Source organism: Schinkia azotoformans (assembly GCF_035811335.1).
Lineage (GTDB): Bacteria > Bacillota > Bacilli > Bacillales > Bacillaceae_J > Schinkia > Schinkia azotoformans.
In genome coordinates, this window is sequence record NZ_JARSMD010000012.1 from 1 (window position 1) to 24,895 (window position 24,895).

At 37.7% G+C, this 24,895-nt stretch carries 18 protein-coding genes and 1 CRISPR repeat array (1 of these 19 cut by a window edge); of the genes, 4 read left to right on the top strand and 14 right to left on the bottom strand.

What is annotated here, in order from left to right; translation table 11 throughout:
- Positions 1 to 65: 65 nt before the first annotated feature.
- From P9E47_RS06540 to P9E47_RS06575, 8 genes are all read right to left on the bottom strand, one after another.
- Positions 66 to 1,652 (bottom strand): ImmA/IrrE family metallo-endopeptidase, encoded by a 1,587-nt coding sequence (locus tag P9E47_RS06540; protein ID WP_326162894.1) that lies wholly within the window; start codon positions 1,650 to 1,652, stop codon positions 66 to 68.
- Positions 1,630 to 2,379 (bottom strand): M48 family metallopeptidase, encoded by a 750-nt coding sequence (locus tag P9E47_RS06545; protein WP_326162895.1) that lies wholly within the window; start codon positions 2,377 to 2,379, stop codon positions 1,630 to 1,632. The genes P9E47_RS06540 and P9E47_RS06545 overlap by 23 nt, the downstream gene beginning before the upstream one ends.
- Complete coding sequence (locus P9E47_RS06550; protein WP_326162897.1) at positions 2,372 to 5,497, bottom strand: type I restriction endonuclease subunit R; 3,126 nt, start codon at positions 5,495 to 5,497, stop codon at positions 2,372 to 2,374. Before P9E47_RS06550 ends, P9E47_RS06545 begins: the two co-directional genes overlap by 8 nt.
- 13 nt (positions 5,498 to 5,510) lie before the next feature.
- On the bottom strand, positions 5,511 to 6,668 hold the full coding sequence (locus tag P9E47_RS06555; protein ID WP_326162898.1) for a restriction endonuclease subunit S: 1,158 nt from the start codon (positions 6,666 to 6,668) through the stop codon (positions 5,511 to 5,513).
- A complete protein-coding gene (locus P9E47_RS06560) occupies positions 6,662 to 9,352 on the bottom strand; it encodes an N-6 DNA methylase (RefSeq protein WP_326162900.1) in 2,691 nt (896 codons plus the stop codon). The genes P9E47_RS06555 and P9E47_RS06560 overlap by 7 nt, the downstream gene beginning before the upstream one ends.
- A 20-nt stretch (positions 9,353 to 9,372) precedes the next feature.
- Positions 9,373 to 9,585 carry a type II toxin-antitoxin system Phd/YefM family antitoxin gene (locus P9E47_RS06565; RefSeq protein ID WP_220155756.1) on the bottom strand — a complete coding sequence of 71 codons (213 nt, stop codon included), beginning with the start codon at positions 9,583 to 9,585 and terminating at the stop codon, positions 9,373 to 9,375.
- A 354-nt stretch (positions 9,586 to 9,939) separates the two neighbouring features.
- Positions 9,940 to 11,319 (bottom strand): 23S rRNA (uracil(1939)-C(5))-methyltransferase RlmD, encoded by a 1,380-nt coding sequence (rlmD, locus tag P9E47_RS06570; RefSeq protein ID WP_326162902.1) that lies wholly within the window; start codon positions 11,317 to 11,319, stop codon positions 9,940 to 9,942.
- Positions 11,320 to 11,392: 73 nt separating this feature from the next.
- Positions 11,393 to 12,283 carry a diacylglycerol kinase gene (locus tag P9E47_RS06575; protein ID WP_003331366.1) on the bottom strand — a complete coding sequence of 297 codons (891 nt, stop codon included), beginning with the start codon at positions 12,281 to 12,283 and terminating at the stop codon, positions 11,393 to 11,395.
- Positions 12,284 to 12,486: 203 nt separating this feature from the next.
- On the opposite strand from P9E47_RS06575, the gene P9E47_RS06580 reads away from it, so the two are divergent.
- Positions 12,487 to 13,008 (top strand): RNA polymerase sigma factor, encoded by a 522-nt coding sequence (locus P9E47_RS06580; RefSeq protein WP_326162903.1) that lies wholly within the window; start codon positions 12,487 to 12,489, stop codon positions 13,006 to 13,008.
- Positions 13,001 to 13,882, top strand: coding sequence for a DUF3298 and DUF4163 domain-containing protein (locus P9E47_RS06585; protein WP_003331364.1), 882 nt, complete (start codon positions 13,001 to 13,003; stop codon positions 13,880 to 13,882). The genes P9E47_RS06580 and P9E47_RS06585 overlap by 8 nt, the downstream gene beginning before the upstream one ends.
- Before the next feature lie 64 nt (positions 13,883 to 13,946).
- Here the strand turns inward: P9E47_RS06585 and P9E47_RS06590 are convergent, their stop codons facing one another.
- Positions 13,947 to 15,620 carry an FMN-binding glutamate synthase family protein gene (locus P9E47_RS06590; RefSeq protein WP_326162904.1) on the bottom strand — a complete coding sequence of 558 codons (1,674 nt, stop codon included), beginning with the start codon at positions 15,618 to 15,620 and terminating at the stop codon, positions 13,947 to 13,949.
- Positions 15,621 to 15,865: 245 nt separating this feature from the next.
- On the opposite strand from P9E47_RS06590, the gene P9E47_RS06595 reads away from it, so the two are divergent.
- On the top strand, positions 15,866 to 16,645 hold the full coding sequence (locus tag P9E47_RS06595; RefSeq protein ID WP_035198636.1) for a sulfite exporter TauE/SafE family protein: 780 nt from the start codon (positions 15,866 to 15,868) through the stop codon (positions 16,643 to 16,645).
- 118 nt (positions 16,646 to 16,763) lie between these two features.
- Here the strand turns inward: P9E47_RS06595 and P9E47_RS06600 are convergent, their stop codons facing one another.
- The 5 genes from P9E47_RS06600 to P9E47_RS06620 are packed head-to-tail and all read right to left on the bottom strand — an operon-like array spanning position 16,764 to position 21,285.
- A complete protein-coding gene (locus P9E47_RS06600; RefSeq protein WP_003331360.1) occupies positions 16,764 to 17,465 on the bottom strand; it encodes an ABC transporter ATP-binding protein in 702 nt (233 codons plus the stop codon).
- On the bottom strand, positions 17,458 to 18,231 hold the full coding sequence (locus tag P9E47_RS06605) for an ABC transporter ATP-binding protein (protein ID WP_003331359.1): 774 nt from the start codon (positions 18,229 to 18,231) through the stop codon (positions 17,458 to 17,460). Before P9E47_RS06605 ends, P9E47_RS06600 begins: the two co-directional genes overlap by 8 nt.
- The gene (locus P9E47_RS06610; RefSeq protein WP_003331358.1) at positions 18,221 to 19,195 is read right to left on the bottom strand and encodes a branched-chain amino acid ABC transporter permease; all 975 of its coding nucleotides are present in this window, start codon (positions 19,193 to 19,195) and stop codon (positions 18,221 to 18,223) included. The genes P9E47_RS06605 and P9E47_RS06610 overlap by 11 nt, the downstream gene beginning before the upstream one ends.
- A gap of 4 nt (positions 19,196 to 19,199) precedes the next feature.
- The gene (locus P9E47_RS06615) at positions 19,200 to 20,081 is read right to left on the bottom strand and encodes a branched-chain amino acid ABC transporter permease (protein WP_003331357.1); all 882 of its coding nucleotides are present in this window, start codon (positions 20,079 to 20,081) and stop codon (positions 19,200 to 19,202) included.
- A 25-nt stretch (positions 20,082 to 20,106) separates the two neighbouring features.
- On the bottom strand, positions 20,107 to 21,285 hold the full coding sequence (locus tag P9E47_RS06620; RefSeq protein ID WP_003331356.1) for an ABC transporter substrate-binding protein: 1,179 nt from the start codon (positions 21,283 to 21,285) through the stop codon (positions 20,107 to 20,109).
- Between the two features lie 316 nt (positions 21,286 to 21,601).
- Between P9E47_RS06620 and P9E47_RS06625 the strand changes: the two genes are divergently transcribed.
- Complete coding sequence (locus tag P9E47_RS06625; RefSeq protein ID WP_326162905.1) at positions 21,602 to 21,835, top strand: hypothetical protein; 234 nt, start codon at positions 21,602 to 21,604, stop codon at positions 21,833 to 21,835.
- A gap of 303 nt (positions 21,836 to 22,138) precedes the next feature.
- Positions 22,139 to 24,895: a CRISPR direct-repeat array (repeat unit 32 nt; unit sequence ATTTCAATCCACGCATCCGCGTGGGATGCGAC); it runs 3,057 nt beyond the window's last position.

Genomic DNA, 24,895 nt, shown 5'->3' on the forward strand with positions numbered 1-24,895 from the left:
ACTGCCCGTCGCACAAAAAGAACCCCTTTCGGGGTTCAAAACCAACTCAACGAGTTAATGAATTATTAAATTTTTATTTCGCTACCTAATTCGGGTATTCCAAACTGCCCTAAGATTCCATTGAAATCTCCAAGCGAGAGTCCTGGCATAGTCTCCATTATACGAATATAGGTTTTATCAGGATCAGAATAATAATTTAATTTGTTATTTGATTTATCAAATAACTTTTGTGTTATTCTCGAACTTAATCTCATGCCTACACAAATCGCCATCAAAACATTAGTAGTCATGTTGTTATAGTTGTTTTTCTTAATTTTACCATGATAGTTTATGTGCAGTCCTGTCTCTTCGTTAAATTGCTTAGGATAGTCCCATTTTCTATTCTCCATCAAAAACCATAAACACTCGCACAGTGATTTAGTTGGGTCTCCTATCATCTTCATAAGTTCAATTTCTTCTTGTTCATCATAAGAAGCTAACTGTTTATAAAATGCTTGGTAAGCCTCTTCTGGTTCACACATTAAAGAAGACTGATATTTTGGATGGAATGTAAGAAGTCTATTGTCAATTCCTTCTACTTTTCTAAGTACCGCATAACCAAGAAAATCCTTATCAGCATTTTCATATGTAGTAAACTTTTGCTCACGAATATTAATAACACATTTAGCAAGATTTTTCTTTGCTTTAGCAGTTAAATGAAGCACTCCATCTTTTTGTTTTACATACTGGATGTCAGCGAGAACAAAGTACCCGTCAGCATAAACAAATCGTCCATCGCTTATCCATCCTTTAAGAACTGAATCTGTATCAACAATCTTTAATGCTTCTACTGGAGTTAATTTGACAAAATCTTTATTGCTATTGATTTCTTCATAGACATCTTCATAATCTGAAAACCTTGAAATTGTATCTTTAAGACCAACCTCACTCAATCTATATTTTACTGATAACCGTGACGTTTTAAAGAAGATACTTAAATCTTCAATCAAAGTGTCACACGATAATATAACATTTTCTCCAGCCTCTTTATATTGTTGTATAAACTCCAGTGCCTTCTTTTTAAAGCTGTTTTTTGGCATAAGGACTCTTGGTGCTAATCTATGTGCCTGCCATTCCAACCACCTTACTTCATTTTCTTTTGTGTTCTTTCCCTCAGGTGGAGTATAGAAAGTCTCAGATTGACGGCATAAAATAGGGTATAGCTTTTCAGATGCATTTTTATTTTTTATCTCAAGGATTTCAAAATACCTCTTATCTTTTTCCCAATGCAGTGCCTCATGGATTAGTGTGTTTCTGCTCGAACCTTCACCAAATACAGCTTCAGATAATGGATCAATCAATACAGTTCCAGCATTAAAAGCGGTTGATGTATATTGCCTTGTTTCTTGGTCATAAACATCGATATGTGCATCTAATAGCAAACAGCAACCAAAAACATCTAAATTGCTAGATAAGGACACTTCTTGTACTGTAAGTCCCATATCCTGAAGAATCTCCTCAACTGGAAGAGGCATTGGATCAACCAATGCCTGCTTACAATATTTTGTTAAAAATTTAGTTGCATAATCATCAAGTCGATTCTTTCCAAGTATCAATGCGCCCGATTTTTTATTAATATCAAAAATATCACTAGATGTTATTTTGCTCTTCATTCTCTACCCACTCCCCTTTTTCAATATAATCCAAAGGCAGCTCTGCTAATAGCTTTCTTGCCTCTTTCCAGGTAGGGTAGAACTCCTCAACAAGAGCATGGAATCTATGGGTGTGATTCTTTTCTATCAAGTGTACTAGTTCATGTATAACCACATACTCAAGACATTCGACTGGTTTTTTAGCAAGCTGCAAATTAATCCATATTCTTTTTTTATCAATATTACAAGTACCCCATTTTGTCCTCATATTTTTTATTTTGTATTCATTAGCATAAAGATTTGTCTTTGCCTCGCACCTTGAAACCACAACATTCAATACTCGTTTAAGTTCTTCTCTGTACCATTCGTTAAAAGCCCTCTCCCTAGATTCTTTGGTCGATCTCTCGGGAGCAGTTAGCATTATTTTATTTGGTAGTTTCGTAATTTCGTATTTGTTTCCTTCATAAACGACCTGCAAACGGTAAGGCTTTCCCCATAAATAATGTGATTCGCCAGACACATATTCACGTTCAGTTTGACGTGGTTGTGACAACATCCTATCTCTCACCTTGGTAATCTCCGGCATTTTCTTTAGAACAAAAAGCCTTATTTCTTCATCTGGATAATCACTAGGAGTGCTTACAGTTACATTTCCTTCTGGGGGATTAACCCTTATATAAAGATTTTTAAGATTTTGCTTTTTGATAATCTCTATTGGCATACCGCCAATTATTACTTCATTACACATCGTATTCTCCCTGTCTTTCAGCTATTTCGAAGACGGCATTGGTTTTATCAGTTGCTACATCTTCGTCATAACCATATACCAATAAATTTTGATATATAGCAAGTCTTATATTTTGTTGTTTCTGGAAATTTCGCTTCCAATCAGGACGTATTGCATTACGGATAGCATTGTCACTATTTATAGCCAGTTTTTCATCTTTATCAAAGTAATCAAAGAAAGCTCTTCTGGCTTCGCTATTCTTAACAGCATCCGGATAATCAGAATTTTCTTCTGGATGTAGAATCGCTTGTGCTAGTTCTACCACTTGACGTAGATACTCCTCATAACTCATAGCCTCAATTCGCCTTTGGTCAATAATTATTTGGAGCATTTCTGATAGCTTGCCATAGTAAACTTTATTTGAAGACATCTTTTTAACGATTTCATGTTGCAAGTTATTTTCAATGGTCTCAGCCTTCGCGTTATCACTTCCTGGAAGTTCTTTCACTAATGCATCTATTGGTGTTGTAGTTGTATTATTTAATAGCAACTCAACCAATGGCATATTGGCAAGTTCGCTTACAACCTTAGAATCGTCGGCCCGAATGTAGGTGTCGAGGATATAACGCATATCCGCCTCATAAGGCTTTAAGTCAATATAATCACAACTTGCAAGTTTAATCATTTCTTTTATTTTGTTATATCCAGAAATATCACTCCTAAGCTGGTTAACTTGATTCTCTGAATAACCATAGTTGCTCACAAGTTTATCGCAGCAATTTGCAAAGGAACGAGTCAGGGATGCAGTAAGAGCGTACAAAATATCCCGGCGGCCTGTTCTCTCATCATCCTCACTATTTTTACCACAGAAATACTCAATATAATCAGTATCCTCTTTTGAATCATTTACGTTTTCAAGCAAATCCTTAAGAGATGCAATTGCACCCACCATTTCAGATTTGGCTTCATCATAACGATTCTTAATAAGTCCTTCAACATCTTCTTTATCAAAGTTATCGAAAGCTTCGGTTGTATAATCAGCAACCGCCAACTGTACATTACGGAACAAATCCATATAATCTACAATGTAACCATAGTCTTTATCCTCACCATCCGGCCTATTAACTCGACAGATTGCTTGGAACAAGTCATGATCACGCATAGATTTATCAATATATAGATAAGTGGCACTTGGTGCATCAAAACCCGTTAATAGTTTGTCCACCACAATAAGAAGCTTCATTTTAGCCGGGTCTTTTTTAAAGCGTTCCTTTACTTCTTTTTCAAATTCAGCTAATTTTTTGCCTTTAAGCATACGCTCATAAATAGACTTCTTATATTCTTCTTCACCTTCTTGATTTAAGTCGCTCGTAGCCGTTCTAACACTTGCAGTTGAAGGTTCGTAAGAGGTGACAACAGCACATTTATTAAAGCCATTGCTAGTAAAGATATCCCAATATCTACAAGCCTCGTATATACTGTTGGCAACAAGCATAGCCGTTCCACGTTCATTTTTAAGGCGCGGTTTTAAATTCATATCAAAGATAATATCACCCGCAATTTTCTCAAGTCTTTGTCTTGAACTATATAATTTATTGATTGAAGTCCAGCTTTGTTTTAACTGTGTCTTTGCTTTTTCTGTAAGACCTAAGGTTTTATTATCAAACCACAAATCTACCTTTTCCCTATTGGATAAATCTTGGTCAACATCTCTTGCTTCATAACGTAAATCAAGAACAACACCATCTTCAACACCCTCATCAAATTTATAGGTGTGGATATACGATCCAAATGTTTCAAGGCTGGTTTTCTTGTCTTTTTTAAGTAGCGGCGTTCCTGTAAAACCGATAAGCACTGCTTCAGGCATCAAAACTTTAACAGCCTCGTGTAATTTCCCCGAGTTTGTACGGTGGCATTCGTCAATAAAGGCGATAATGTTTCCTTTTGCCTTAAAGTCAGCAGGCAAGTCCTTTAATAACTCTTTACGATACTGATCCACATCGGATTGTTTACCTGCATTGTGTCCATACTTATGAATCAAAGAGCATATGATAGAATCATCATTTTTATTTAGTATTTCTCTTAAATCAGAGCCACTCTTTGCTCTTTTAACTTTCTCATCAACGTCAATAAATAGGCTCTCTATTTGGTCGTCAAGCTCGTCACGGTCTGTAATGATAACTACACGGCTATCTTCCACATTTTCAATAATCCACTTAGCAAGCCAAACCATTATCAATGACTTACCGGAACCTTGTGTATTCCAAATGATACCACCCTCATTTGCAATAATCCTTTTTCTTGCAGCAATATTCGCAAAGTATTGATTATGTCTTGTAACCTTCTTCACTCCAGCATCAAAGATAATGAAGTCATGAATCAACGATAAAAAACGTTCTTTTTGACAAAGAGAGACTATAGCATCTCTTAGCTTATTCTTTTCTTTAGATTGAATATCCTTGACAGTTGCAGAAAGGTCATCGGTAGCTTTGATATCTTCTTTCCATTTAAGAAAATACTTTTCAGCCGTTTCGGTAGTACCATACTTAAGCCTCTCTGCCTCATTACCTGCAAAAATTAATTGAACGGTGCTAAAAAAAGGTTGAATATACTCCTTTTTTTGATTTGTAAGATTTTGACGAATACCTTCGCCAATACTCACGCATGAACGCTTTAACTCAAATATGCCAAGTGCGATGCCGTTTATATACAGTACCACATCGGGACGTTTTCTTTCTATCTGATTAAAACAAAGTACGCTTACTTCTTCAGCAACATAAAAATCATTATTCTCTACATTATCCCAGTCGATATAATGCACAGTTTGACGGTTTTTATTATCGTCCTTTACGCCTTGCTTTCCGTAACGAAGTAGGGAATAGACCTCTTTATTGGTTTGATATAGGCTATCCACTTGATTGTTTGCCTTAGTAACAAGTTCATTTACTGCTTTTGAAATTTGTTCTTTCGTATAACCGCGCTTTTCTAGATTCTTCTTTAGCAAATCCTCTTTAACTGGTGTGTTGTCTTGATCCTCAAGGTTGCCAAGATATGTGTAGCCTAAGCCACCATCTTTTTCTTCATCTATTAACCAGTGGAGGACTTTATTTTGTAATTTTCTTTCTAAATCAACAGACATAAACTTAACCTCCTCATACTGTAAGACGCACACGGCCTGTTAAAAGGTCGTCCATTGCACCTTCTCTAATTTGAATCATCTTTGCTTTTTCCATTTCAAGAGATTCTATTTCTTCATCCATTGCTGTTAGGATAGAAGATATGGCTTGTTGTTCTTCAATATCAACTGGAATTTTAAATTCAAAGAGTGATATATCTTTAGCTGATAAGTTTGGTTGAGATGAGCCTGTATTGGCAGCTTCTATTCTATTTTTTATAATTGATGAAGACATCAATTGAGCAAGAAATAAAGGGTTGATTGTTTCTTTGGCTCTCACAATACAAAGAGATGATGCAGGTGCTCCCTCATCAAAATCTGCTAATGCAAACTTTCCAAGTGAACCACGCAAACAAAATAAAATGTCATTTTTTATAATCTTTCCACCTCCCAACAAACAATAATGCTCTTTGGATATGTAATCCATACCGTCGAACAAAACTTTTCCGTTGCTGAGATGACCTGCGTTCACAAATGGAACACCATAAGATGTAAACGCAGATTCTGATGGATAATTTACACCTCTGTCGCCATTAAGAATAGTAGTTACAGTTCCAAGGTTAACTTCTTTCCACTCACCGCCAAATCCATCAAGCCTAGTCCTGCCACTAACCAAATCCTCCAAAGCACCATCACGGATTGCTTTTTTCTTTTCGATTAGTTCGGTTAGGTTATCAATATGCTCGTCAAAATCTAACAATGCTTTAACAATCTCGTTTTGCTCAGGTAAAGGAGGATACGGAAACTCCATTTCAGCTATCATATCGCGTCGCACTGAATCAACTGATGATTTAGCTGTATATTTTTCAACTTCTTTTCCGAAGTTGTTTGAGAAATAATAGTAGAAGTACTTACCATCAACATTTTGAAAATTGCTCATAACATAAACACGCTGATGTGCTGCAAACTTACCGTTAATGTAATGAAATACCTTTCCTGTACCTACCCCATCTCCTGCAGTCAACACAGCTTCACAATCAAAATCCACCACATCTATACGTTCAACGATAGGAGAACGTACAAAAAACGGATACCTTCCATTAACCTTGTTATCTTGAGTATCTCTGCAACCAGTTGTGATATTTGCAATATCTTTAATTGTATCGCATCTCCAACCTTCTGGATAAGTTACCATGTGTACCCCATCCTTTCTAGGGCAGACTTCACTTTTACTTTCGACCGAGCTGTCTTTTCCTCGATCTCACCTAAAGTATGCTCATAGCGTTTTGCAATTAGAACAACTCTTGACGCTAGAGCATTTAACACCTGGTCAATAGCATTTGTAATATCACTCTCAAGCCTTGCAGTCCACTTTTTATCGAATAACAAGTATTTAATTTCATCAACTGATAACTCACCATATTTTGCAAGTACTAAATCATCAAGTGCCTTTTGGGCTTCTTTTACTTCCTTGTCAGCTTCTTCTTTTGCTAACATCTTATCTTGATATGCAAGTAATGCGTTATACTCTTCTGCATAAATCTCTGGAATAGTTGCCTTGTCGCTTGCCTCTTTTAAAGCTGTCTTTAGCTTTGATTTACCAAATGAACCGTTCTTATTTCTAAGTTCGTAACCCTTTAACTCACTGTTATCTTTGACGGTTTTCTCCATTTCAATTGTATTGCCCTCATCAAACAATTCAATCAACTTTATAATATCGCTCATTACAGGTGAGGTCTTTTTACTTTCGAGTTCCCTAATCCGCTTATTAAGATTTGCCTTTGGAATGCTGTCACCTTTTTCATTTAGGGCATTTACAAGCAAGCCTTCATCACCGGATTCATCTTCACGTATTTCATCCAGTTCAGATTCAAGCAAGGTTGATTTTTCGCTCAACTCATTAAGTACAATTAACTCTTTTTCAAAATACTCATGTTCGATAATTTCTCTTGGAATTAACGCCCCTTCAAACGACTTCATTTTAGAAGTATCATCAACTTTTATTACTTCTCCATTTTCATCTTTTGCTTTCTTTTGAGCATACACATATTCAATCTCACGACCAGCCTCATATCCACTAGCCTTAATAACATACACATCATCTTGCATTTTCTCATTCCAATAATTTAGCAAGAAGTCGTACACATCATAATTGTCTAAAAGCTGTGCCGATTCGAAATTGTGCAGGATTTCAAGGCCAATGTTACGAATTAACTCCTTTGGATTTGTATCCTCATTGATGTTTAGCAGCACGTTTTTTACTGCAGTTCTCCAAGCCCCGAATAGTTCACCACACTCGGTTTCCTTTTGGCTCTTGATATTTTCATCTTCAGAGATAACCGTTTCAATCTCGTTTGGTGACATAGCAAGGTCATAGACATTATGCTTTTCATCAACACAGGTAAATATCTCTTGTTTCAAATTTGGTGAAACCGTCCATAGTTTTTCTATTGAATCAATATCAATTTCCGGAATTCCACCCTTTAGATGGGATGCAATATTTTGTGGCAGTGTATCATCAATCTTTTGGATATATCGAGGGACATTCAGGTTACCATCGTTTTCTTCTAAGATTTCTTTATAGGTAACAAAACGAGAATAGCCCCTAATTTCTTCTTTATTTATGCATGTTTGTACTATTTTCTCAATATCTTGTTCACGAAGGCGATTCTTGTTACCGTCTTTCTTAAATCCACGACTTGCATCTACCATAAAGATGCCCTCACGATTATCAGCATTTTCTTTATCAATAATTATGATGCAAGCAGGAATACCTGTGCCGTAAAACAAATTAGCGGGCAGACCAACTATGCCCTTGATGTATCGCTTATCAAGAACTGCTTTTCTAATGGTCTCTTCTATATTCCCTCTAAATAGCACACCGTGGGGCAGAATAATTCCTGCCTTACCATTACTATCTAACGCCTTTAAAACGTGCAAAAACCATGCATAATCACCATTCTTCTCTGGTGGAATGCCATAGCCATCAAATCTTTTAAATTTATCTTCTGTGATTTTTATTCCATCACTCCAGTCCTTATCAGAGAAAGGAGGATTCATAACAATAAAGTCAAATTTCTTAAGCCCACCAAAATCATCGGTATATGCTGGGTTTGCTAATGTATTACCACTCTTAATTTCACCTGTACCTTTGTTATGCAGGATAAAGTTCATCTTTGCTAAACCTGCAGTATCGGGATATTTTTCTTGACCAAATATTGTAACGATAGAGTCACCATTTTCGTCCATAGGGGCTTCATCTGCTGCACGAATTAGTAGGGAACCACTGCCCGCAGCAGGGTCATGAAGTGTCCATTTCTTTCCTGTTTCTTGCTTAACATCACCAATACCAATAAGTCTAGCAATGATACGTGACACCTCACTAGGCGTATAAAATTGACCCTTGCTCTTACCAGATTCTTGAGCAAATTTCATCATGAAGTACTCATAAGCATCTCCGATGATGTCATCGCCACTTGCTCTGTTACTTTTGAAGTCAATAGCAGGATTTTGGAATATAGCAATAAGTCCAGAAACTTTATCAACTAGTTCCTTGCCAGAACCCAGTTCATCTGGGTTATTAAAACTAACATCAGGAAGAGAACCTTGAAGACGGTTTTCCTCTAGAAACTTTTGGATAATCTTATCTACTCGTTCACCGACATCGCTCTTGCCCTTTGCAGCAATTAAGTCATCAAATGATGCACCTTCGCTTACCGTAAACTCAGCAAATCGTTGTCCTTTGTATCTATCTGATACATATTTAAAAAACAATAGTACAAGTACGTAGTCTTTGTATCTTGACGGCTCTACGCCACCCCTTAATTTATTACACGCTTCCCATAGTAGGGAATATAGTTCTGATTTTTTCACGGCCATTCATTTTACCTCGCTCATCTTTAATATTCTGTTATATCAATACCTGATTTCAAAAGCCTTTCATAGCGTTCATTAGACAGTAGAACAGCAATAGGCTTTCCATTTTTTAAAACGAAAGCAGTCCTATCCTCATCAGATAATTTAGTTATTAATTTCGAGGATTGTCCTCTTAAAAAATCTGACATATTATAAAAGTCCATAGGCTGTTTTTGCACTTTATCTTCACTTTCCATATCCACACCTGCTTTTTCTTTTTATTATACCAAGAAAACCAGTCTATAGGAATGACTATTTACACCTGAAATGTAATTACTTTTTCAACTCAAATATTAAGATTTGTATATCTATAATATAGAGATAGGGATATCCCTTCATTTCAAAATTAGGGAATATTTCATCTTTCCTATCTCCACAACCTCATGAAGTTATCTAATCTGTCTCCACAACCCTACGAACATTTTTGCAGCAGATATGTTTCCTAAAAAAAATAAAAATAAGGATCTTCAAGGCTAAAAGGTACCGCCAGATGTTAGGCAGAAAATCCTCCAATCTTGAAAATCCTTTATTTATAAGTGTTTTGAATAGTCCTATTTCTCCACCCTTGACATCAAGACAACACACTCAACGTGGTTCGTATGCGGAAACATATCTACCGGCTGTACCTCGATTGTTTTAAATCCGCCATCTTCTAGGATACGCAGGTCTCGTGCCAGTGTTCCCGGGTTACAAGAAACATAGACTACCCGCTTCGGTTTCATTTTAATGATCGTTTCAAGTAGTTCAGTATCACAGCCTTTGCGAGGCGGATCGACAACGATGACGTCAGCTTTAATACCTTGTTGATGCCATGCCGGGATGATTTCCTCTGATTTTCCTACTTCAAACTCAACATTAGTCATGCCATTAAGTTTCACATTTCTTTTCGCATCTTCAATCGCTTCAGGCACAATCTCTACTCCGTACACTTTCATAGCTTTTTGCGCTAAGAATAATGATATAGTTCCAATCCCGCAATAAGCATCAATGACCGTTTCTTCACCGGACAATTTAGCGTATTCTAATGCTTTATCATATAAAACCTTTGTCTGTTCCGGGTTAACTTGGTAAAAGGAACGGGCTGAGATTGCAAATTGAATATCTCCAATTGAATCGTATAGATATTCGTCGCCCCATAACACCTTTGTCTTATCACCAAAAATGACATTTGTTCGCTTTGAATTAATATTTTGGATGATTGATTTTACTTGTGGAAAAGCTTCATGAATATCGTCAATGATTTTATCTTTATGCTGAAAATTTTCAGTTCTCGTTATAAGCACAACCATAACATCCTGCGTTTTCCGACCATAGCGAGTTACAATGTGGCGGAGTGTACCTGAATGTGTTTCTTCATTATAGGCTCTCATTCCGTATTTTTCCGCAATTCGTTTAACACCTTGAACAACACGGTCATTCTCCTCTGCCTGGATTAGACATTCTTCCATATTAATGATCGTATGACTCCGCTGTTGAAAGAATCCTGCCACCAAGCCACCTTCGATTTCACCAACTGGGACCTGTGATTTATTACGATATTTCCACGGGTCCTTCATTCCAAGGACGGGATGGACAGTGATATTTTCCAAATGTCCAATTCTTGTTAGTACTTCTTTTACTTGTTTTTGCTTAAATTTCAGCTGTGCTTCATAACTTAAATGCTGAAGCTGGCAGCCACCGCATTGCTTATAGATGGGACAGACTGGTTCAATGCGATCAGGGCTTTTTTTGTAAAATTCAAGAATCTTCCCATATCCATACCCTTTTTTCACTTTAACAATCTTGATTTGGGCCTGTTCTCCAGGTAAACCATTGGGGACAAATAGCGGGAACCCATCAACCTTTGCTACCCCTGCCCCTTCATGTGTTAAATCTTCAAAAGTTACCTCTATCACATCGTTTTTATTTATCGGTGCTTCTAGTTTTGCCATGTCAATCTTCCTTTATTGTTATTTCTTAAAGTAGAAAAAGGCAAACCATTTATCGGTTTTGCCCTCATTTTTACTAGAAATCTTTTGGTACAAACACTTCAATATGCTGATAATAATTAATAAACTCCGCAGGCAAAACACCGCCAAATTCACCATCAAGATTAAGCTGGACTTTTTCATCAGACGTCACTTTTATACGATTAGCTTTCGTATAAATGATCAGATCATCGTTAAGATGCTCCCCTCTTAACACTAATGTTGCAATCCTTAAAAAGTCAGCCATATTCGCTTTCTTAAGGATTAAAAAGTCAAATAAACCGTCTGCAAGATCGGCTTTTGGGGCCAACCTCTCAAATCCGCCGACAGAGTTCGTATTAGCCACTAAAAATAGCATGACTTCACCTTCAAAAAGCTTTCCGTCATACTCTATTTTCACCGGAGTTGGTTTAAGTGTTGGGAGCATTTCGACTCCTTTAATATAATAAGCAAGTTGTCCTAATACCGTTTTTAACTTACTCGGAACCTCATAAGTCAACTCAGTCAAACGCCCGCCACCAGCAATATTAATGAAATATTGATCATTTACTTTTCCAATATCCATTTTTTTCGAATAACCTGCAGCAATTATATCGACTGCTTTATCTATCGAACCATTCGCTTTAATTGCACGTGCGAAGTCGTTCGTTGTCCCAACAGGAATAATTCCAAGTTTCGGACGGACTTCATGAATAGCTAAGCCATTAACAACTTCATTAATTGTCCCATCACCACCAGCTGCAATAACGACATCAAATCCCCGATTAGCCGCAAGACTGGCAGCAATCGTTGCATCCCCAGGACCTTTTGTCGCATGACATGAGGTTTCATAACCAGCAGCCTCAAGCTTCATTAAAACCTCCGGGATATGTCGTTTAAAAAGCTCTCGTCCAGAAGTTGGGTTATATATAATACGCGCTCTTTGCATATTTACCATCCTACCATTTAATTCAATTTTTCAATTCCACTATTTAACATCATATCGAATTTCACATGGATAAGCAATTCTTTTAGGGCTCTAGTCCATTTGTCGAAAAACTTGGTTTATTGTTAAATAAAATCATATTAAAAAACTTTTTGCACTCCATGAAACGTCTTATAGATAGAAAGAGAAAAGAGGAGGTGTTTCCGGTGAAGAATAAGGAGCTGGAAAAATTACTAACCGATTTAATTATCGCAGAAAAGGAGAAGTTCTATAGATTGGCCTTCTCTTATGTAAAAAACAAAGAAGATGCGCTGGACATCATTCAAGAATCGATCCATAAGGCCCTGAAATTCGTATATAGTCTTGAACGCCCAGAAGGATTGAAAAGCTGGTTTTATCGGATCGTAGTAAATACTTCACTGGATTTATTACGTAAACAGAAACGAGAAATTAGTGTCGATGAAGAAACTTTGGAGTTTGTTAGTCCCAATAGCAATGATACTTATGAAAATGTTGATTTAACAAGAGGACTGGATCAACTCCCACCAAAATATCGGGTTATTATCATTCTAAAATTTTTTGAAGACCTAACTCTTCGTGAGATTTCAGAAATCCTGCATGAGAATGAAAACACAATAAAGACCCGTCTATATAGAGCACTTAAGCTGCTCCGAATCCAAATTGAGGACAAAGATCAATCCATTCTAGGAGGTAAGTTAAATGGATAAAAAGATTGAAAAATTAAAGGCTGATTATGATAATATCCCTATTCCTAATGAATTAGACTTTGTTGTAAAAAAAGCCCTTCAGCAAAAACCGAGGAAAAATAGAAAAACAAAATGGATTGCAGGAGTAGCAGTTGCTTCGGTGGTGTTCGTTGGTGGATTAAATGTAAACGAGACATTCGCAAAAACGATGGCTGAGGTTCCTGTTATCGGAAACATTGTGAAAGTATTGACCTTTGTCGAATTTAAAGTTGATGAAGAAACCTATAATGCTGACATAAAAACACCTGCCATTCATAACCTTAATAATGAGGGACTGCAAGCTACTTTAAATGAAAAATATTTAGAAGAAAGCAAGGCACTATATGAACAATTCCAGGCTGATATCGAGGAACTAAAAGCAGCTAATGGAGGCCATTTAGGGGTAGACAGCGGATATGAAATAAAAACAGATACCGATCGAATTTTATCAATTGGACGCTATGTTGTGAATACAGTTGGCTCCTCTTCAACGACCTACCAATTTGACACGATTGATAAACAAAAAGGCTTACTCATCACATTGCCTAGCCTTTTTAAGAATGATGCCTATATTAACGTGATAAGCGAGGAAATTAAAAGACAAATGCTCTCGCAAATGGAAAAGGACACTTCCCTAATTTATTGGGTAGATAATCCTAATAAGCAAGAAGAAGATCTCTTTGATCCATTTGAGAAAATAAAAGCGAACCAATCCTTCTACATTACTAAATACAACAAATTAGTGATTGTATTTGATAAATATGAGGTGGCACCGGGTTATATGGGTGTTGTGGAATTCACCATTCCATCAGAAATCTTAGCGGACACTCTTGTTAGTGATGAATATATAAAATAATGGGATGAAAAAAAATGGAACACGAGACCCCGTGTTCCATTTTGTATATGATCTATTATTCTTATTAGACTAATTGTAGTTCTTTTTCCTTTTCTTTTTCAGCTTCTACTACTTTTTCCACTACTTTTACACTTACTAACTCTTTAACTTGTACTACTTCTTTTACTTGGGCAATTGTTTTTGCCTGGAACTCATTATCTACATAAACAACGTGCTTCTCATTGAATTGTCTTGGTGAAGTTAAGCCTGCAGCGGCTGCCAACATGAACAATTCTTCACGAAGAGTTGTCATATAATTGGTTACCCGGTATCTCTTTTCCTCGATAACTAGAGCTTTTTGCAGCTTAGGATCAGTTGTTGCTACACCAACAGGACATTCATTGGAGTGGCATTTTTGTGCTCCAATACAGCCTACTGAAATCATAAGTCCTCTTGCGATTTGGATAACATCTGCCCCTAGTGCTAGAGCTATCGCAATTTTATCAGGAGAGAATAACTTGCCGCTTGCGATAATGGTTACTTTGTCGCGCATTTTGTATTTCTTCAATACCCTTTGTGCAATCATTAAAGCTGGTTTAATCGGAAGACCTACAGAGTCAGCCATTGCTTGATAAGTGGCACCTGTACCGCCTTCTCCACCATCAATCGTAATGAAATCAGGGTAACGATTGGTTTTAGCCATAAAACCAACAAATTCTTCAAAGGTCTCTTCACTGCCGATTACAATTTTAATTCCAACCGGTTTTCCAGATACTTCTCTTATCTTTTCAATAAAGTCCATCATGGTCTTCATGTCATGGAACTCTTCAAAACGGTTTGGTGAATCAATTGTTTTATATGGTTCTACACCGCGAATTTCTGCAATTTCTGGTGTAACCTTAGCAGCTTCAACGTGACCACCGCGAATTTTAGCACCTTGGCCAAGCTTTAATTCAAAGGCTTTAACCTGTGGAATTGCAGCCTTTTTACGAAGTTCCTCATATGAAAATGAACCGTCTTCATTTCTGAATCCAAATTTGGCCGGGCCAATCTGAGCAATGATATCTGCTCCACCTTTTAAATGGTAGGGCGAAATTCCACCTTCCCCAGTGTTCATATAAGCACCTGCGTCTTTTAAACCATATGATAAAGCAGTAATTGCATGATCACCTAAAGCACCATAACTCATACCACTCATAGCTACTGGACTTTTGATTTTATAAGGAATGCGACAAGTGTCTTTTCCCATGACAACAGCGTCACGATCTGTATAATGCCAAGGTTTGATCTGTGCCTCCACACTATGTTCATGACGTGCAAATAATGTATCTTTATCAGTTACATATTTTTGTGTATCAATTAATTTCTTGTTATCTGCTTCTAAATCTGTTATTTGTTTTGCAAAAAAAGCATTTCGAATATAAAAACCTGGCTTCTCAAAATCCCGCTTACTACCAAAAGCAATAATCGTTTTAGCATATTTACCAGCTTTGACAATAAATTGGAAATCCAATCGAGAAAATGGCTTTGCTTCATGGTCTCCTTCGAAAAGGTACTGTCTTAGTTCCGGTCCGATATGTTCTGAAATATAACGGATATGAGAAAGAACTGGGAAATTCCTTCTAATAGAATGCTGCGTTTGCTGTGTATCCCTTTTTCTCAATACCATGTATAAAATGAACCCAGATACAAGCAATGCAAAAACAATAAATAGAATTAGTGCTGCTCCTACCATAACAAATAAATTAATATTTTCCATTACTATATTCCCTCCCGGCTACCTATCTATGAAATTATTAAACGCTTCCATTTTTCCCTCGATAGCCTTAACACATTATAATCCCATCCTACAAAATCCGAGTCAATCCAATAATTTTAAAATTTTTTATGTGTTTAATGTTTGGAAAAACTTAATATTTACTACTTGATAAATTAAGAGTATATATTAAAGAAGAAATAATTATTTTTATAAAGTATATAGACAAGAATTCGGAGGCATCATAAATGGATGAATTTAACTTAGGGATGTTAGCTTTCTTAATTATTTGTGGCTTTGCTGCTGCTTTTATCGATTCGGCAGTTGGAGGCGGCGGGCTCATTTCCATCCCTGCCTTATTATTTACTGGTCTACCCCCATCCATTGCGTTAGGTACTAATAAGTTAGCAGCAACAATGGGCTCTCTAACTAGTACCATCTCCTTTCTTAGTTCAGGAAAGGTTAATAAAAAGATTGTTTTAAAGCTTTTGCCACTGTCTATCATTGGATCGGCGATCGGTGTTTATGTTGTCCATTTAATACCGGCTGATTTTTTGAATAAGCTTGTTTTGATTATGCTAATTCTAGTTACGGTATACACAATCTTTAAAAAAGATTGGGGAGTTAAATCAAAGTTTAAGAAACTATCAACAAAAATGATGATTTTCATTGCTTCTACTGCCTTCATTTTAGGATTCTATGATGGGGTTTTGGGTGCAGGGGTTGGATCGTTTCTTATTTTTTCTTTCTTATTTTTAGGCTTTGATTTTGTAGAAGCAGCCGGGAATGCTAAAGCTTTAAATTTTTCTAGCAACATCACGTCTCTTATAATCTTTATCATTTTCGGCTCCGTTAACTTCCAATACGGCATACCAATGGGGATTGCGATGGTCCTTGGTGCATTTGTGGGGTCGAAAATGGCGATAAAAACCGGGGTTGCTTACGTAAAAGTGTTATTTATCGCAATTACAGTTGTGCTAATCGGGAAAAATATTTGGACTTACATGCATAAGATTCATATTTTCTAAATAGATCACGGGGGCTCGTACCGCGGGGTCGGGTTCTCTGTCCCACTATTCAAAAAGCCTTGCTGATATTTGATATCATCAAGGCTTTTAGTATTTTAGTATGTTTATTAATGATTCACTAGTGTCCTAGATAAGCTTCTTTAATGCTTGAATCCTCCAGCAATTGTGCTGCAGGTCCTTCCGCAACAACCTTTCCAGTTTCAAGTACATAGCCGTAGTCAGCTATTTTTAATGCTTGGCGCGCATTTTGCTCTACGATTAAAACTGTTGTTCCTGTAGTATTAATTTCTTTTACAATTCTAAAAATATCTTGAACGATTAGCGGTGCTAATCCCATGGATGGTTCATCTAATAACAGAAGCTTCGGCTTAGACATAAGCGCTCTTGCAATAGCAAGCATCTGCTGCTGTCCACCAGATAACGTACCGCCTAATTGGGATTTTCGTTCACGAAGGATTGGGAATCGGTCCATTACCATTTCCAAATCCTGTTTTACTTCTTTATCATTTCGGTGATAAGCTCCCATTTCAAGATTTTCTAATACCGTCATGCCTGTTAAAATTGCACGACCTTCTGGTACTAGAGCAATCCCTTTTCGAACGAGTTGAAATGGCTCCAATTTTGTAATGTCCTCGTTTTGGAAAGAAATCTTCCCTTCCTTCGGATGGAGCAGACCACTTATTGTATTCATAGTCGTAGTTTTACCGGCACCATTTGCTCCTAGAATGGTGACAATGGTACCTTCTTTTACTTCTAATGAGATGCCTTTCAGCGCTTGTATTTTCCCATAATAAGTACTAATCCCTTGAACTTTAAGCAAGTTCCTCGTCCTCCTCTCTGCCAAGGTAGGCTTCGATTACGACAGGATCATCTTGAATTTCCTTTGGGGTACCTTCGGCTATTTTTTGTCCGAAATTGAGTACAGCAATACGATCACATGCCTTCATTACTAAAGGCATATCATGTTCAATTAATAAAATCGTTAAGCCTTTGCTTTTGATTAAGAAGATTAAATCTAATAAATCTTGTGTTTCTTTTTCATTCATCCCAGCCGCTGGTTCATCCAATAATAATAGTTTGGGTGAACTAGCAAGAGCCCGGGCAATCTCCAAACGCCTTTGCTGACCATATGAAAGATTTTCGGCAATCGTATCCTTATATTCTAGCAACCCTACTAATTCTAGAAGGCTTTCCGCTTTTTCTATTACCTCTTTTTCTTCCAGCTTTTGCGACTTTGGTCTGAAAACACTTTTCCAAACACCAGATTTTGTTCGGCAATGTGTACCAACCATTACATTTTCAAGTACAGTCATTTGTTGGAATAAACGGATATTTTGAAATGTCCGGCAAATTCCTTTATCCGTTATTTGGTAAGGCTTCAAACCCGTGATATTCTCTTTTAAAAATTTAATCTCACCGACAGTTGGTGGAAACATAGATGTAATAATATTAAACATCGTTGTTTTCCCGGCACCATTCGGACCTATCAACCCGAAAACTTGACCCTCTTCAATTGAAAACGTTACATCAGTTAATGCCTGGAGACCACCAAAGCTTTTACTAACTTGTTTAATTTCAAGCACCATGGTCAGCACCCCTTTTCACTGAAGTTTTACGTTTTTTAGATAGTTTTATATTTCTAAACCAAATTGGATCAAGAATACCTTGTGGACGGAACGCCATCATTGCTACAAGGATAGCTCCATAAATCATAAAGCGATATTCTGCGATACCTCTTAAAAACTCTGGTAACGATGTTAGTAATGCTGCACCGAATACAGGACCCCAAATGACTTCACTACCACCAAACACAGCGAATATTAAAATTTCTACTGCCTTATGATAAGAGAAATCGGCCGGGCTAATATAAGCAACAACATGAGCAAATAACGTCCCTGCAAATCCCGAAATCATAGCACCTTGTACAAAGGCTAAAATTTTATAGTAAGTTATGTTAACACCCATAGCTTCCGTCGCTTTTTCATCCATTCTGATTGCGGCAAAGGCGCGGCCAACTCGTGAATTATTTTGACGGATGAAAAACCATAACAATATGATCACAATTAACAATAAAAGAACGAAAACTGCTAAACTAATAAATTGATTGTTTCGAAGACCCCAATCAGCAGGATTAATTCCCCACTCTTTTGCTGTTGCAAGAATTTCACGTCCAATATGCGGGATTCCGGAAATTCCCACAGCTCCATTAGTTACAGATTCCCAGTTAATAAAGAAAACCCGGACTACTTCACCAAAACCTAGCGTACAAATAGCTAAAAACACGCCTTGAAGTCTTAATGTTGGTAAACCTACTAAAAGACCAACAAATCCAGCCACAATTGTTCCCAATACTATTCCTATAATAATAGGTAGATCAAAGTGGATTGTAACAAGCGCTGAAGTATAAGCTCCAATCCCCATAAAACCGGCATTACCTAACGAAATCTGACCAGTAGCGAGTGTTATATAAATACTGATACCCAGAATGATATTGATTAATACGAATGAAGCTACTTGTAAATAATATGGATTAATCATATTTTCTAACATCTCATCACGGCCTTTCCGCTGTCGCAGATCCAAATAGTCCTTGAGGACGAACTAATAGAATGATGATGATCATAACAAAGGCAATCGCGTCACGATAACCTGAATCACCAAAAGCGACAACAAATGTTTCAGATAAACCTAAAATTAAACCGCCAGCCATAGCGCCTCGGACGCTACCCATGCCGCCTAAAATAATAATGGCAAGTCCTTTTAGGCCCATCGAAAGACCCATTTGCGGTGTAACTGAGTTAAATGCCATTCCAACTAAGATACCCGCAATACCTCCCATAGCAGACGCAAGGATCACGGTTAAAGTAATGATTCTTTTTGTGTTTACGCCAAGTAAGCTTGCTGCATTTAGGTTTTCTGCACTAGCCCGTAATGCTTTTCCGGCTTTTGTCTTTGATAACCAATAGGATAGCCCGATCATTAATATGACGGAAATAACAAAAATAACAATTTGCACAACGTAAATTGTTATGGATCCAACCTTTATACTAATCTCTGAAAAAGAAGTTCTAAATGGGTGATTCCCCGCACCAAATAAATGATGGGCAAGATTTTCAAGAAATATAGATACCCCTATGGTACTTATAAGAGGAGCAAGGTGTGATACACCTTGCTTCCCTCGTAGTGGCCTTAATGCGAAACGTTCCAAGAAATAACCCATAATGCCTGTAACAGCAATAGCAACTAGGAACCCTACCCATAAAGGCAATTGATAAGTCTGAGTTACAAGCACTCCCATAAAGGCACCGAACATAAATATTTCACCGTGTGACATATTGATAATATTTAAAACACCGAATACTAACGTAAACCCCAGTGCTACTATTGCATAAATACTACCAAGCGTTATGCCGTTGATTAACTGCTCTATAAACAATTGGTGCCTCTCCTTTCACAAACCATTATTCAAATAATTTGAATTGACCCCCGTCAATTACCAATACAGTTGGATCCATTACGATATCCCCAACTTCGTCAAATGACATAACACCTAAAATACCTTCAAAGTCTTTAATTTCTGCTAACGCATCACGAACTGCATCACGGTCTGCTTCACCTGCATTTTTAATAGCTTCTGCAAATAAGTAAAGGCCATCATATGCTTGTGCCGCGAATTGATCAGGTTCTTTACCGAATTTTTCAGTATATTTCTTAACAAATTCTTGTACCTTTGCATCTTCTTTAGCACCAAACCAAGGTGTTGCAACGATTAAACCATTTGCTGCATCACCAGCAATTTTGATAACTTCTGGCGAGTTAAATCCATTACCGCCAACGAATGGTACTGTAAGTCCCATCTTACGAGCTTGGTCCATAATTACAGCCCCTTCATTATATAAAGCAGAACAAAGAATTAACTCAGGATTTAAATTCTTAATTTTTGTTAATTGTGCATTATAGTCTGATTGACCTTTTTGGAATGTTTCAATTGTTAAAATTTCTAAGCCCATTTCTTCTGCAGTAGCTTTCATTGTGTCAAAACCTGACTTTGTGAATACATCGTCGTTTCCATACATGATTGCTACTTTTTTAACACCATATTTATCGATTGCTTTTTGCATCGCTGCTGGAATTGCTAAAGACTCAGGAATGGAATCCCTAAAAATATAGTCCCCAATTTCTGGAATACCCTGTGCAGTTGTTGACGTTCCCATTGTAGGCACACCGGCTAAATCTGCTTCAGGTCCAACTACGTTCATTTCAGTACTTAATGTAGGTCCAATTAAACCAGTAACATTATCAGAGTTAATTAACTTTTGTGCTGCTGATAATGCTTGCTCCTGCTTACCAGCAGAATCTTCGACTACTAGATCAATTTTCACTTCACCTTTAGCATTGATTTCTTCAAGCGCTAAGTTAATTCCATTTGTAATTGCTTCCCCATAACCAGCGCCAGAACCAGTCATCCAAGCAATAACTCCGATTTTTGCTTCAACTGCGCCAGCAGACTTTTCTGCATCTCCTCCAACTTGTTCTTTTGATTCATTGCTGTTTGTAGCTTCATTACCCCCACCACAAGCAGCTAGGAACATTGCCATCATCATAGTCAATGCCAACAATAAAATTTTGACATTTTTCATCATAATCCCCCTAAAAAATTATTTTTATATTATTCTATTAAATTATATTTTCTGAATTTTGTAAATAGAAATAGTATATTTATTTTTTTGAAAACGGTTTCTTGTTAAATGGGGTACAGGAATAATCGACGGTAAAATAGGTTTATCGTATTTTATATTAATATGTGGACTTTATTTAACTAGTAGAACATGCTATATGAGGAATTATTTTAGGGGAATATTAATACACCAAAATACAATAAATTAATTTAGGTTACTCTGGAAATTTCACAAGGAAAGCCCGTTTATCATAATATAACGAATAGCCATTGGAAGAATGATAGAAACGGAAAATGTATTGCAACAGATTAATCAAAGGTTGGATGGACTAGAAGTCCAAGTTAAAAATATTAAGACAGATTTGGAAGATCCAGTTAAAGATTTAAAGACTGATTTAGAAAGTCAGATGGTTGATTTAAAATCAGACCTCGAGGGTCAAATGAATGAATTAAAGATCGGCCAACTGGACTTAAAAGATGGACAACAACAGATATTGAAAGTAATCAGTTAAATCCCAGAACAATATGAATATGAGGAATTAAAAGCTTTTGTTCGAAACCAAGAATGAATCATTGAAACGCTTTCCTGTCGTTCTATCAAGTAAGGGGTTGAAATTAAGGATTTAAATAAATTAGTCAGAAATCAATGAGAAAGATTTATCTCTCTATACCATAATTTACCAACCTCATTTACGTCTATCTCCACTAGTTTCATTAATCTACTAAATCTGCCAACTTGCCCTACAAACAAATTAGAATTGCTACAATAATAATTAATATTAGACCATTGATTAAATTCGCAGTCATCTTAGCTTCACCAAATCCACGCATCCGCGTGGGATGCGACGGCTTATTTCCCCAGAAGGACCCATGTTTTTTCTATTTCAATCCACGCATCCGCGTGGGATGCGACTTATTTAAAAAAGCTATATCACAACAGCAAAGGATTTCAATCCACGCATCCGCGTGGGATGCGACCCCTCTTCCTGCATGTTTTTCACCTGCTTTACGAATTTCAATCCACGCATCCGCGTGGGATGCGACCCATTGCACTGGTGTTATTCCATGCTCTTTAACATTTCAATCCACGCATCCGCGTGGGATGCGACACAACATTGACATAATTCTGTTAAATATTATCAATTTCAATCCACGCATCCGCGTGGGATGCGACTTATTTAATCTTACTTTCTACTAGTAAGACTAAGATTTCAATCCACGCATCCGCGTGGGATGCGACACGTGAAAATACAAAAGAGTGGACAGGTGGTAGTATTTCAATCCACGCATCCGCGTGGGATGCGACAGTCCATTCAAATTTGCGCTCACGGTCTTTACTTATTTCAATCCACGCATCCGCGTGGGATGCGACTATGCGTAGCTGTTTGTGGATATTTATCAGCAGGATTTCAATCCACGCATCCGCGTGGGATGCGACTCAACTAGACACCTATGGTGCATTGCTTCAAGGGATTTCAATCCACGCATCCGCGTGGGATGCGACAATTTGCAAGAGTCATAACAAAACGAAACTGTTATTTCAATCCACGCATCCGCGTGGGATGCGACTCATTCCAATCAATAAAAATATCTTACCGTTTATTATTTCAATCCACGCATCCGCGTGGGATGCGACGATGATGTATATTGTCACGTTACAGGATGCTACATTTCAATCCACGCATCCGCGTGGGATGCGACCCTAAAAAGAAGGTGAAGAATATGAAAAAGATTTGATTTCAATCCACGCATCCGCGTGGGATGCGACATTAATCAAAAACAAAATTAAAAATAAATATAATATTTCAATCCACGCATCCGCGTGGGATGCGACTGTTAATTTTAATTTTTCCCAATCTACATTACCATTTCAATCCACGCATCCGCGTGGGATGCGACCAGCATAAAAAAATGAATTCATGGGCGTTGTTTAATTTCAATCCACGCATCCGCGTGGGATGCGACTTTGAGTGTCTTTTATGGTGCATAGTGTTTTAACTATTTCAATCCACGCATCCGCGTGGGATGCGACTTTAGAGGAAATAAAAAAGGACACCCGAAATTCATTTCAATCCACGCATCCGCGTGGGATGCGACTCTTACATTTTCTACTGGTAGATCGGGATTCAAAGATTTCAATCCACGCATCCGCGTGGGATGCGACAGCACTTCTAGTTGTTGTTGTCTACGTTACGATAGATTTCAATCCACGCATCCGCGTGGGATGCGACTGAGCGAGCTGATGCTGTAGCAATCTTAATTATATTTCAATCCACGCATCCGCGTGGGATGCGACTACTATACGGTAGCTTTTCCTCGTTATCTTTCATAATTTCAATCCACGCATATTTCAATCCACGCATCCGCGTGGGATGCGACTACTATACGGTAGCTTTTCCTCGTTATCTTTCATAATTTCAATCCACGCATCCGCGTGGGATGCGACTACTATACGGTAGCTTTTCCTCGTTATCTTTCATAATTTCAATCCACGCATCCGCGTGGGATGCGACATTAATTTACCGACATATAAACTCAAATCTAAGATTTCAATCCACGCATCCGCGTGGGATGCGACTTTGGCTATGATGTAGTTTTTATAGTTCAAGATGATTTCAATCCACGCATCCGCGTGGGATGCGACGGAATAGTTAGAACCCACTCAAAACTATTTCCCAATTTCAATCCACGCATCCGCGTGGGATGCGACGCACTTCTAGTTGTTGTTGTCTACGTTACGATAGATTTCAATCCACGCATCCGCGTGGGATGCGACACCAAATGGCCCCCATGTTAAACCTGAAAAATCATTTCAATCCACGCATCCGCGTGGGATGCGACCTTTGAGTACCTATCTATTGATGTTACTACTGGTATTTCAATCCACGCATCCGCGTGGGATGCGACATCAAAAGAATCAACGCTAATATTTATAGGTTTTATTTCAATCCACGCATCCGCGTGGGATGCGACCGCAAAAAATGGATTGCATTTCTCTCACAGTCTCGATTTCAATCCACGCATCCGCGTGGGATGCGACTCCACCCGCAACCGGTAGAGCCTCACCAATTGAAATTTCAATCCACGCATCCGCGTGGGATGCGACGCTTAAAGCATTTACGACTTGTTCGTCAAACACTGATTTCAATCCACGCATCCGCGTGGGATGCGACGTTCATCTGCTTTTACATTCCAATCCCTAGAATTATTTCAATCCACGCATCCGCGTGGGATGCGACGTAATCAGTAGCTATACTATTCTTAAAATCTACAATTTCAATCCACGCATCCGCGTGGGATGCGACTTTTATGGTTATTTCACAATTAGTACACTAAAAAATTTCAATCCACGCATCCGCGTGGGATGCGACAACGGTTTCAAAGTTTTATTCGTACTGGTACTGGTATTTCAATCCACGCATCCGCGTGGGATGCGACATTTGCTATTTATTATGTTATTAGATGGTTATTAAATTTCAATCCACGCATCCGCGTGGGATGCGACATGTTCAGCAGGAACTCCACCTCTATTGACTATAATTTCAATCCACGCATCCGCGTGGGATGCGACC